Raw genomic sequence first — 12,501 nt, 5'->3', positions numbered from 1 at the left:
ACCCCTTAATAGACTATGTTATGAAAAAAGTTTTAAAATGGACAATGGCTGTCATGATTGCAGCTAGTCTTGGATCGCTATTAATTAGTTGTAGCAAAGAAGATGGTAGCAATGAGATCGAAACAAAGTCGATTAAATTGGTGAAGGAGGATAATTTGGAAAAGAATTGGATTGCCGCTCATTTTGTTTTTGATGAGTCGTGTAAAGGAGCAAAAAAGTTGGCGTATCAACTTTCATCCGTGCACATTACACTCAAAGACAATAAGTTTACAGCTGTGGATAAGTACAGCTTGGGTGAAGATCAAGGTTCTTGGGTATTAGAAGGTAATTTAATTAAAATGTCTAGTACAAGTTTGGGTGAAAATTTTCAATTTAGAATCAAAGAATTGAAAAATAACGAATTGATTGTTGAGGTGCTAAACCATGACGATTTAAAAGAAATTGAATTGGTCTCTTTTGACAAATAAAATTGTAAAAAAGTGTTGTGAGGATATCGAATGCTTTTGTATGTTTACATAAAGAAATAATGCTATGGGTACAAAATATTTTATCGTTCGCAACAGTGAAAAACAAGGACCTTATGCAAAGAGTGAATTAGTCAATATTGGTATTACTGCTCAAACATTAGTATGGTATGAAGGCTTAGCCAATTGGACAGAAGCACGCTATATAGAAGATTTGCAAGATATCTTTCAGTATAAACCGATGCACGTACAAGGAGAGAATAATGCCCAAGTATATGAAGAAAGAATTGGTAACGTGGTTTATCATACTGATAAAATGCGCGTTACGCTCTTTACACCTCAAGGTGAAATTTATTATGAGTATGCTAATTTTGGTGACCGATTTGTTGCTTTGATATTGGATCGATTGATTTGTTTAGTTGCTAGTATCATTCCCCTTGTGGGCCCTTGGTTGTATTATGCTATTCTGCATTCAAGTGAAGGACAGGCAACAGTGGGGCAACGAGCAATGAATATCCGATGCTTGAGCATGGAAGGGAATTCAATAGATTTCGGACAAGCAACAGGACGTTTCTTTATGTCGATTGTTTCGAGTTTGATATTCTGTATTGGTTATCTCTTGTTCTTTGGAAATGACAAAAAGCAAACCTTGCACGATAGCGTTGCTAAAACAATAGTTGTAAAGGAGATAGGAAGAAAAAAATACAATTTCTAAAAAAGAATAAAAACAAAAGCTAGCGAGATCCGCTAGCTTTTTTTATGCCTTTTGTGTACTTTGGTAAGGAATGTCAAGATACAGTAGTACATTTGTACGATTCAACGTATAATTATTCCTGTTGAGTTATTTATCTCAACGATTCGGTAAAAAGTCACTTACTTTTGATAACAAATATGGAAAGAAAGGTAGAAAAAAATAATATAGATCAATCGCTATTTACAAAGCATTATCGGCTAGTTGTTATTCCTGCCGTTTTTGTATTGTATCTATTTTCTCATTTTTTATTGAATCCATACGATCCAGAATGGTATAATAGCATAGATACAGATAGTTTTTGGCAATCGGGCATTATGATTTTGGTGTATTGTACACTGATTAGTGAAATTAGTTTGCGATTGAGTCATGCTTTGAATAAAGTATTGCCCTGGACGAAGTATGCATCTTGGCGTGTTGTTGTTCAGCTCTTGTTGTTGATTCTCCTTATTTTCTTAGTTTATTGTATACTCAATATTGCTTATTTGGTCTGGATACCTTATGAGCCAGGAGAGATTTTAGATTTAGAAGCTAAAATTGATATCTGGCAGTCTTTGTTGATTAGTATCAATACCGGAATTTTTATTAGTGTGATTCACACGGGCTATTTTTTAATTAAAAACTGGAAAAACTCAATGATGGATGCAGCTGAATTAAAGCTCAAAGCAGAACAGTTAGAACGCATTGCAAGTCAGGCCGAATTAGAAACGCTGAAAATGCAATTAGATCCTCATTTTTTATTTAATAATTTTAGCACACTATCTGAATTAGTGATTGAAGATCAGCAGGTAGCGGTGAAGTTTATTGATCATTTGGCTTTGGTCTATCGTTATATGCTTTCAAATGTCAGAAAGAATAGCATCAGTCTAAAAGAGGAGATAAGCTTTGTAGAATCATATTTTTACTTGATTAAAGAGCGAATGGGACGCAAGGTGGAGCTAATTATCGATATTCCAGAAAACGTTCAAAATACACAAGCTGTAGCGCCAATTGCCTTGCAACTTTTGGTTGAAAATGCAGTGAAACACAATACGGCATCCAAAGAACATCCCCTTGTTATTCACATTGAAGTAGTGAATCAATATGTGGTTGTCCGCAATAATTTACAAAAGCTAGTGGTCGAGTTGCCCTCCTCAAAAGTAGGATTGGATAATATCGTCGATCGCTATCGTTTGTTGAGTCAATTGGATGTTGAAATAACAAGTACAACGGAAGAGTTTATAGTGAAGTTGCCCTTGTTAGCAGTTAGAGAAAGAAGTTACACCAATTAAAAAATAGGGATATGAAGGTATTGATTGTAGAAGATGAAGAAAGAAATGCAAATAAACTTATGCGTCTCTTGCATCAAATTGACCCAACAATCGAAGTATTGGCGGTAGTCGAAGGAATACAGTCGGCGGTGAGTTGGTTGCAATCGCATGCGGATCCAGATCTTATTTTTATGGATATTCGCCTAGAAGATGGCCTTTGTTTTGAGATATTCGAACAAATTCAAGTGACTATTCCCGTTATTTTTACCACGTCGTATGATGAGTACGCCCTAAAGGCATTTAAGGTTAATAGTATTGACTACTTAATGAAACCCGTCCAAGAAGAAGACTTGGTTCAAGCATTGGCAAAATACAAAAGTTTGAATCCCGCGGGATTGAATGATTCTATTCAACATATTTTGGGAAGTTTAAACAAAAAAGAAATTGTTTATCGTTCCCGTTTTTTAATTCCTTACAAAGACGGTTTTAAAACAGTAAAAGTAGAAGAAATTGACTATATCTATTCCGAGTTGAAAATTACGCATTTGGTGTTGAAAGACAAAAGCGAAATCATCATCGGTCAAACGATGGAAGAAGTAGAAGAGGAACTAGACCCTCTTGTATTTTTCAGAGCGAATAGACAACATATCTTACATATCGATAGTATCCATAATATCCAAAATTATTACAATGGGAAGCTTAAAGTTACCCTTGTTCAAGACCCTCAACGCGAAATAATAATCAGTCGAGAAAAGTCCCCTCTATTTAAAAATTGGTTGAATTCATAAGGCTACTTCGGTAGCTTTTTTTAGTTGTCCCCTACAGATTAGTCCGCGGTTTTTACGGTTCAGGAAGCAATTTTTACACTTCAAAATAAAAAAAAAGTGTTGAAAATTTCTTTTTTTCATTTTTGTTGTGAAATATGAAAATTTATGAATAGAGTTTATAGAAACCTAAGCGTATTGGCTTATGTAGGGCTAACAGTATTTACCCTGCTCACGGCAGTAGGGTGTAAGCAGGCATCAAGTGATTCTGCACCAATGGGAGGACATCTTGAAGTAAAAACAGAGGTTGTAGAACGTGGAGACGCAGAAGTAGTACACAGTTATACCGCTTCTTTACAAGGAAAGGTTAACGTAGAAGTTCGAGCACAAGCTTCGGGCTATATCAATAAAATTGTTGTCAAAGAAGGGAGCTATGTCAAAAAAGGACAGGCGCTATTTTTGATTGATCCACAACCATACCAAATCAAGTTACAAAATGCAGAAGCGACGTTGAAAGCAGCAGCTGCAGAATTGGTGAATGCTCAATTGGAACAAGATAAAGTAAAATCACTAGTAGAAAACAAGTTTGTATCTCCTATTCAATTGCAAACTGCAAATGCAGCGCTAGATAGCGCAAAAGCGATGGTAGCACAAGCCAAAGCAGCTGTTGCAGAAGCCAAATTGAATTTGAGCTATTGTACAGTGGTCGCTCCAGTGGATGGGTTCTTAGGACGAATTCCCAAGTTAGTTGGAAACTTAGTAACAGCAGGAGAGGCAGAGCCTTTGACTACTATGTCTGATATTTCTCAGATTTACGCTTATTTTTCAGTAACAGAAGCAGATTACTTTGATTTAATTAAAGGAAGCAACGGAGAACAAGAGGTTTTACCGATGGATATTGAATTGAAATTGAGCAACGGTGATACGTATCCATTACATGGAAAGGTGGATATGATCAATGGGGAGTTTGATAAGGCTACCAATGCATTAAGTGTACGTGCTGTATTTGAGAATCCAGACAAATTATTGCGAAATGGAGGAACGGGAATTGTCAATTTAGTAGCGAAGAAAAATGACGTCTTGCAAATTCCAATCGCAGCAACAATGGATTTACAAAATAAAGTGTTTGCGTATGTACTTGGAAAAGACAATCAAGTGGAGCAAAGACAGTTGAAAATTGTGGGTAAAAACTTGCATACTTATTTTGTTCAAGGCGGTATCGAAAGCGGAGAAGTAATCGTTACAACGGGATTAGATAAAATAGCGGATGGCGATAAAGTTCAACCTTTAACTGCAACGTCCAATGAGCAAATTAGCGCAGTAAAAGAAGAAGAAACGGCGCGTGAAGCTTCGGTTTTATAACGTTCATCCTTCCACAAAAAACAAACAACAAAGATTCAATTTAACAAGGTAATTTCATGCTAAAAAAAATAATTCACAGGCCTGTTTTGGCTACCGTGATTTCTGTTATATTGGTAATCTTAGGTCTTGTAGGACTGAAAGAATTACCTGTACAGCAGTTCCCCGATATTGCACCGCCTAGTGTAGCTGTGCATGCATCTTATCCAGGAGGGAATGCTGAAACTGTACTAAAATCAGTGGTTACTCCTTTAGAGGAAGTCATCAATGGAGTAGAGCGAATGACTCACATCGAATCTACAGCCAGTAATGATGGTACAGCGACTATTACAGTCTTTTTTGAATTGGGTACAGATCCCGATCAAGCTGCAGTAAACGTACAAAATAGAGTTGCACAAGTGCAGGGAATCTTGCCAGAAGAGGTAATCCGTGCAGGAGTAAATACCCAAAAGGAGCAACGCGGAATGATTATGGTGATTGACCTCATCAGTGATGATGCGGAGCTATATGATGAAACTTTCGTTCAAAACTACGCGAGAATTAACGTGGTACGTGCTTTGAAGCGTATTAAAGGAGTAGGAAACGTACAGCTCTTTGGAGAGAAAGATTACGCTATGCGCGTTTGGTTGGATCCTCATAAATTGGCAAATCGCGGGTTAACCCCTTCGGATGTAGAACGCGTGATTCAGAATCAAAGTTTGGAAGTTGCTGCAGGTAATTTAGGACAAAATGCCGGTGGTGCAGTTCAATATACATTAACATACCCCGGGAAATACAATACACCAGAACAGTTTGAACAAATTGTTGTTCAGGCGGATAGTAACGGAAATGTTTTATACCTGAAAGATATTGCTCGCATTGAATTTGGAGCAGTAGCGTATGATGAAGAAAATAAAGTAAATGGAAAAGAAGCGGTTTCTATGGCGGTTTTCCAAACGAATGGATCGAATGCCAATGAAATTCAAACGCAAATTTATGGCGTATTAGAGGAGTTAAAACCTCAATTGCCGAAAGGGTTGAATTACAACGTAACCTTTGCAAGTAAAACGCAATTAGATGAATCAATTAATCAGGTAAAAACCACGTTGATTGAAGCTTTCTTATTGGTGTTTTTAATTGTGTATTTGTTCTTACAAGATTTTAGATCGACGTTAATTCCTGCTATTGCAGTGCCAGTTTCCTTGATTGGAACCTTGTTCTTCCTTAATATGCTGGGATTCTCCATCAATATGTTGACGCTCTTTGCCTTGGTACTCGCCATTGGAATTGTAGTGGATGATGCCATTGTCGTAGTGGAGGCAGTCCATGCCACCATGATGATTGATGGATTAAATGCCAAAGAAGCAACTTCCAAAGCAATGAGTGAGATTACAGGAGCTATTATCTCAATTACCTTGGTAATGTCTGCGGTATTCTTACCAGTAGGATTCATGACAGGACCAGTTGGGGTTTTCTATCAACAGTTTGCCTTTACCCTCGCGATTGCTATTTTAATTTCGGCAGTAAATGCCTTGACTTTGAGTCCAGCTTTATGTGCGTTGTTATTAAAGAACCACTATACAGATGAACACGGTGAAACAAGTAAAAAAGGATTTTTAGCTCGTTTCTTCTCTAGTTTCAACAACGGATTCAATGCGTTAACTGATCGCTATGTAGGGGGAATTCGCTTCTTATTAAAAAGAAAAGTACTAGGAGCTTCTTTGATCTTGGGATCAATTGTCGCTATGGTTTTATTGATGAATACAACGCCTAAGGGATTCATTCCAAACGAGGACCAAGGTTTTGCCATGTTTGCGTTGTCTTTGCCTCCGGGATCTTCTATTGATCGTACAACAAAAGTATTGAAAGAAGGAGATGATATTATGCGCAATCACCCAGCAATTAAATCGGTAACGACAATTTCAGGATTTAATATTTTGGGTAATGCTGCCAGTCCAGCTTATGGAATGGGATTCATCGCTTTCAAAGACAGAGAAGAACGCGGAGAAGTAACCGATATCAATGAAATCTTAGCCGATATCAACGGACAACTATCGACGATTAAAGAAGGTGATTTCTTCGTTTTTGCTAATCCGACAGTACCTGGATTTGGGGATTTTCGATGGATTGGAATTGGTGGTTCAAGATAGAAAAGGTGGAACAATTAATGAATTTGCAGATGTTGTAACGCAGTTTAATGCAGATTTAAGTGCATCAGATGAGGTGGTACAAGCTTTTACCATGTTTAAAGCAGACTTCCCGATGTATAAGATTGTTGTTGACCCAGTGAAAGCAAAAATGCATGGAGTAGAAGTGAGCGATATGATGGCTGCGGTACAATTGTTCTACGGAAGTGCCCAAGTAAATGACTTCAACCGCTTTGGAAAACAGTTTAAAGTGTTTGTACAAGGAGATGCGCCATTTAGAGCCAATGAAGATTCATTTAAGACCTTGTATGTTCATACACAATCGGGTGAAATGATTCCGATTAGCTCATTAGCGAAACTAGAAAAAGTATATGGCCCACAAGCGATTAGTAGACATAACTTATTCAATGCAATTACGGTAAACGGTATTATTAGCCCGGGAGTTAGTACGGGAGATGCTATGGCTAAAGTAGAACAGATTGCCTCAGAGAAATTACCTACAGGATATGGAATTGAATGGTTGGGATTGAGTAAAGAAGAAAAGCAATCCGGAAATCAGATGGTTTTCATCTTTGGATTGTCTATTTTATTCGTGTATTTCATTCTAGCTGCACAATACGAAAGTTACATCTTGCCATTGGTAGTCTTATTCTCTTTGCCTGTTGGAATTATAGGTGTCTTTCTCGCCATTGGAGCCGTGGGAATTGCCAATAATATTTATGTACAAGTTGGACTCATCATGCTCGTCGGTTTATTGGCGAAGAATGCCATTTTGATTGTAGAATTTGCCGTACAGCGAAGAAATGCTGGATTATCCATTGTGGAGGCCGCATTAGAAGCTTCGCGCTTGCGTCTGCGCCCAATCTTGATGACCTCTTTTGCCTTTGTTGCCGGGTTGGTGCCTTTGATGTTCGTACAAGGATCATCTGCTCAAGGAAACCACTCCATTAGTATTGGTACAGCTGGAGGAATGTTCTTTGGTGTTGTACTAGGTGTATTTGTTATCCCAATTTTGTATGTATTCTTCCAATATATTCAAGAGAAAATTTCAGGCGCACCAACAGCAACAGAACAACCAACGGAAGTTTAAAAAGAAATTTGAAATGAAAAAATACGTATATATCATACCCCTTGCTCTGGTCTTTACTGCTTGTAAAGTTGGAAAAGATTATGAGCGACCTGCTTTGGATACTCCGGATCAATTTTATGTCAATCCGCAGGTCGATAGTTCAGCCAATACCATGGCTGAGTTGTCTTGGCAAAACTTTTTTGGTCAGGAGGAGTTAGCGCATTATGTTCAATTGGCTTTGGATCAAAATACTGATTTACAATTGGCCATCAAGAATATAGACCAAGTGAATTTACTATACAAACAGTCTAAAATGGCCTTGTTGCCTAGCTTAACTATGCAGGCGACTGGAAATCACACAGAGTGGTCTAAGAACAGCGAGATTGCACAAACAGGAGTTTCGCGTATTAGCAAGGATTATACTGCGCGTTTAGATTTGTCATGGGAATTGGATGTTTGGGGAAAGCTTAGACGAGAAAAAGAAGCGGCCTTGGCTTCTTATATGCAAACGCAAGAAGTAAAAAGAGCCATTCAAAATAGATTAGTAGCTGAAGTAGCAACGGCTTATATCAATTTGTTGATGTTGGATGAGCAGCTGCGCATTGCAGAAGAAGGCTTGGTGCTACGCGAAAAAACATTCGCCTTGACGCAAAAAATGTATGAGATTGGAAACGAATCAAGTATAGCAGTTCAACAAGCAGAAGCCCAATGGTTAGAGGCGCAGGAATTACTTCCGCAAATCGAACAAGAAATTGCGTTGCAGGAAAGTGCTTTGGGGGTTTTACTCAATCATTTTCCTCAGAAAATTCAACGTACAACCTCTATTAATGCGTTGCAATTTTCAACGGATTTGAATACAGGTGTACCTGCGGAATTCCTAAGTCAACGTCCAGATATTCAAATTGCAGAATTAGAATTGAGAAAAGCAAATGCAAAAGCAGGAGCTGCACAAGGAGAAATGTATCCGAGCTTAACTATTTCAGCTCAAGGTGGATTGAATGCGATCGAAGCTTCTCAATGGTTTAATACCCCTGCTTCTTTATTTGGAACGGTGATTGGAGGATTAGTTCAACCCATATTTCAACAGAAAAAATTGAGAACGGCGTATGAAATTGCTGTAATTGAAAGAGAAAAAGCAGCCATAAGCTTTAAAAATGCGGTTGTAGTAGGTTATGCCGATGTACATGATGCTTTGGTGAAAATGGATAAACTGCAAGAAAGAGAAAAAGTAGTACAACAACGCGTCCTACTGTTAAATACGTCCTTAGACAATATTCAGGTAATGTTTGGATTGGATAAAGCTTCTTATCTAGAAGTGGTTAATGCACAAGCATTAGCCTTGCAAAGTAATTTAAATTATGCGGAATTAAAACGCGACTACTTAGCGTCAAAAATTGATTTATATCGCGCTTTAGGCGGACATTAATCACAAGTGTTGTTGTGAATAAAAAAAAGACTGGCTTCTTCTCCTTGAGGAAGTCAGTTTTTGTTTTTAGACAATTTGAAGGCGTGTAGAAGAAAATGAAAATCGAGCGTGAAAAGAACTTTAAAATCGGAGGATTGTTAGTTATATTTGTAACTCTTATTGAAACAAGTTATGAAGAATACAAAAGTTAGAGCGCAACAAATTATTATGACGGTGGGCTGTATTGTTTTTTTGGTTTGGGTGGGCATTCGCGGAATGAATGAACGCGCAGGTGAAACAAAAGAAACGAATACAACAGGAGAAGAACAGTTGCCTCTTGCTTCAGAAGGCGTGCAGGTGCAACCTGTTTCAGAAGAGGTTATTGTTGTCAATCAAACCTATGCAACACAAATGGCTTCAGCGCCCTCTATTACTATGCGTGCGGATAGAGGTGGAGAGCTTGTACAATTAAAAGTAGATGTCAATAGTCGCATTGAAGTAGGACAGGAAATTGCCTTGATGCGTGTAAATCAAGGAGATACACTTGGTTTGGGGAAAGCGACGCGAAAAGCAAAAGAAGCGAAGCAAGTGGTCAAAGAGCAATTGGAACAATTATTGGCGATTGATCGAGGGGAAGATGGAACGGAAGCCAAAGACAAATATGAAAAGCAGTATGAGGCCTACAATACAGCTAAAAAAGAAGCTGCTGTATATGAAGAACAAATCAATAAAATAACTTCATCCGCGAATGTCGTTGCAGTAGAAAAAGCAATCAAAGCCACTAGTGCAGGGGTTGTAAAACAGATTCTAGTAGGAGCAGGTAGAGCCATTGAGGTGAATCAGCCTTTATTAATGTTGCAACAAGGACAAGCAAAGGCGGTACAAATTGCAGTGACGAGTGAGAACTATTTACTCTTGCGCAATCATTTACAACAAACAAGAGCCAAAGTTGTTTTTCAAGATCAATCTGCTCTACAATTACCCGCTTCTGTTTTGGAATCTTTTACGCAACAATCCATTAATGAAGACGGAAAAATAATCATGACTTTGAATGTATCTTCTATTCCCAATATACAAGATATTCGAAAATTAGACCTGAGTATTTTGAATATACCAACGAAAGTATTGGATGAAAAGGCACTGTTTACACGGGACAATACAACGTATATCTGGACAGTTAATGAAGCCAATTTAGTTGAGGCAACGCCTGTTGTGGTTGTGAAAAAAGAAGGTGGAAAAGCGTATGTACAAAAAGGGAATGCCACTTGGAATCGCGTCTTAGTGGGCGATTTAAAAACTGTAAAAGAAGGCGATACATTCGAAAAATAATCTTCCCTAAGTTGTAGGCGTCTTTGTGAAATTATACAACATATTTCAAAAATTATGTAATACTCTTTTGTGTAGGAGTTGATATCTTCGCCCTATATATGAAGAGAATATTAGTCATACTATTTGGTATTATGTACTTCTTTTTAGCCTCTGGCTTTAGTACATATCAGCACATCTGTAAAGGATTGGTGCAGCAAACGAGTATGGCTTTTGCTCAAAACGCAGAAGAAAATTGTGCATTCTGTAGCAAAAAAGGAAAAACGGTTAACGAACCAAAGAAGAATTGCTGTCAAGACAAAGTTGAAGTTGTAAAAGTAAAGTCGGAAGTACAGAATTCAACATTTAAGGTGCTTAAAGTTTCGTTTTTTGTTGATGCTATCTTGCACCGTTATTTTGGTGCAGTGTACGAATTTATTGCTGCACCAAAAGAAGTATTAAATCCCTATATATATTACCTGTATGTAACAAAGGAAATCCCTTTGTATATCAAGCATTGCGTGTATCGAATTTGATTTATACAAGACACTTTGAAGGTATCTGTCCCTTAGGCTAGATACGGCTGAGTTATTGTATAATTAAACGCGTGATTTGAAATGAAATTCAATACAATAGCGTGCGTTGTTTTATGGTGTGCAGCAAGTGCTGTATCTGCCCAAACACTTACTTTGGAACAGGCCATTGAGCAAGTTACCCAACGCTATCCCCTCATAAAAAGTAAAGAAGCCCAACTACAAGCTTCCATTTACAATACCCAAAATCAAAAGGGAAATTATTTTCCAGATTTAACGTTCGGTGCTCAACAAAGCTACGGAACAATTAATGCACAAAACGGACCTTTATACGCCTATGGCGGGTTAGGCTCTGCTGCAACTTCTATGCCTTTGGCAGAACAGAATTGGAATGCAGCTTTTGGATCTTTGTACTTTGCCAATGTCAATTGGAATTTATTTTCCTTTGGTAAAACACGCCAAGGCGTGGCCATGACAAAAGCCCAACAAAGCGTAGCTCAACAAGACCTGGCTCAAGAGATTTTCAAGCAGCAAGTGAAGGCGAGTGCCACTTATTTTAATTTACTAGCAGCACAACGCATTGTTGAGGTACAACAGCGAAATCTAGAGCGCGCAAAAGTATTCTATACGGCTACGGAAGCAAAAGTAAAGAGCGGATTTAATTGCTCAAGTTGATGAGCGATTGGCACAAGCTGAAGTAGCTTTTGCAGAAACGACCTACATTAAAGCGTATGACAAAGAATTAGAATGGGACAAACAACTTTCTGATTTATTGGATATCGAGCGTCAATCGTATGAATTAGATTCACTTTTCTATACAGCAAAACCGCTGGTATTTGAACAAGAATTTACCTTAGAGCACCATCCCATTTTACAATGGCAAGAACAACGCGTGAAGCAAAGCCAAACGATGGAAAAACTCGTACATCGCGGTAGCTTACCTCAGTTGAACGCATTTGGAATTATTCAAGGTAGAGGTTCTGGTTTTGATTGGAACTACGTACAAGATAATACTGCATTTACTAAAAACTACAGCAATGGCGTAGGAATTGATCGCAGTAATTATTTGGTAGGATTGCAGTTGACGTGGAATATTTCGCATTTCTTTCGAACAACATCCAAAGTAAAAGAACAAGAAAAAATTTCTCAAAGCTTGCAAGAGGAATATGCAAAAATGGATCGTGAATTAACAAACCAAGTGTTGTTAACGAAAGAGCAGTATGATAATGCAGCTAGCATTTTGACACACAGTACAATTGAAGTACAGGCGGCTACCGTTGCTTTTAATCAGCAACAAGCCCTGTATGAAAATGGGTTGAGCGATTTAGTTGCTTTTACTCAAGCTTTGTACACGTTACAACGTGCTGAAATTGCATTTGAAGTGGCTCAAAATAACATTTGGCAAGCACTTTTAATGCAGGCTTCTGCTCAAGGAGATATTCAACTTTTAGTCAACGCTATTCCCCAAAAATAAT

Annotated in this window: 10 protein-coding genes and 1 pseudogene; all 11 read left to right on the top strand. The window is 38.0% G+C overall.

Annotated features, from left to right (window positions below; genetic code table 11):
- Positions 1-20: 20 nt before the first annotated feature.
- The 11 genes and pseudogenes from M2306_RS08965 to M2306_RS08915 all read left to right on the top strand — a co-directional run bounded on the left by M2306_RS08965 (position 21) and on the right by M2306_RS08915 (position 12,500).
- Positions 21-467, top strand: a complete 447-nt coding sequence (locus M2306_RS08965; protein WP_002991197.1) for a hypothetical protein — start codon at positions 21-23, stop codon at positions 465-467.
- Between the two features lie 64 nt (positions 468-531).
- On the top strand, positions 532-1,179 hold the full coding sequence (locus M2306_RS08960; RefSeq protein ID WP_259190635.1) for an RDD family protein: 648 nt from the start codon (positions 532-534) through the stop codon (positions 1,177-1,179).
- Between the two features lie 176 nt (positions 1,180-1,355).
- Positions 1,356-2,486, top strand: a complete 1,131-nt coding sequence (locus tag M2306_RS08955) for a sensor histidine kinase (RefSeq protein ID WP_115089761.1) — start codon at positions 1,356-1,358, stop codon at positions 2,484-2,486.
- Between the two features lie 11 nt (positions 2,487-2,497).
- Positions 2,498-3,253 (top strand): LytR/AlgR family response regulator transcription factor, encoded by a 756-nt coding sequence (locus M2306_RS08950; protein WP_115089762.1) that lies wholly within the window; start codon positions 2,498-2,500, stop codon positions 3,251-3,253.
- A gap of 144 nt (positions 3,254-3,397) precedes the next feature.
- Entirely contained in the window at positions 3,398-4,591 is a 1,194-nt protein-coding gene (locus M2306_RS08945) for an efflux RND transporter periplasmic adaptor subunit (RefSeq protein WP_259190636.1), read from the top strand.
- A gap of 56 nt (positions 4,592-4,647) precedes the next feature.
- Positions 4,648-7,804, top strand: a pseudogene (locus M2306_RS08940) (efflux RND transporter permease subunit).
- A gap of 13 nt (positions 7,805-7,817) precedes the next feature.
- Positions 7,818-9,209, top strand: a complete 1,392-nt coding sequence (locus tag M2306_RS08935) for an efflux transporter outer membrane subunit (RefSeq protein ID WP_259190638.1) — start codon at positions 7,818-7,820, stop codon at positions 9,207-9,209.
- A 171-nt stretch (positions 9,210-9,380) separates the two neighbouring features.
- Complete coding sequence (locus M2306_RS08930; RefSeq protein WP_259190639.1) at positions 9,381-10,517, top strand: efflux RND transporter periplasmic adaptor subunit; 1,137 nt, start codon at positions 9,381-9,383, stop codon at positions 10,515-10,517.
- Between the two features lie 98 nt (positions 10,518-10,615).
- On the top strand, positions 10,616-11,029 hold the full coding sequence (locus M2306_RS08925; RefSeq protein WP_115089767.1) for an HYC_CC_PP family protein: 414 nt from the start codon (positions 10,616-10,618) through the stop codon (positions 11,027-11,029).
- 81 nt (positions 11,030-11,110) lie between these two features.
- On the top strand, positions 11,111-11,701 hold the full coding sequence (locus M2306_RS08920; RefSeq protein WP_498882824.1) for a TolC family protein: 591 nt from the start codon (positions 11,111-11,113) through the stop codon (positions 11,699-11,701).
- A gap of 7 nt (positions 11,702-11,708) precedes the next feature.
- Positions 11,709-12,500: a TolC family protein gene (locus tag M2306_RS08915; RefSeq protein ID WP_498882823.1), complete on the top strand. Its 792-nt coding sequence runs from the start codon at positions 11,709-11,711 to the stop codon at positions 12,498-12,500.
- Position 12,501 lies beyond the last annotated feature (1 nt).

This window comes from Myroides gitamensis (assembly GCF_029894455.1).
Classification (GTDB): Bacteria; Bacteroidota; Bacteroidia; order Flavobacteriales; family Flavobacteriaceae; genus Flavobacterium; species Flavobacterium odoratum.
The sequence above is the reverse complement of the archived record's forward strand: the minus strand, read 5'-3'. Positions and strand labels throughout refer to the sequence as shown.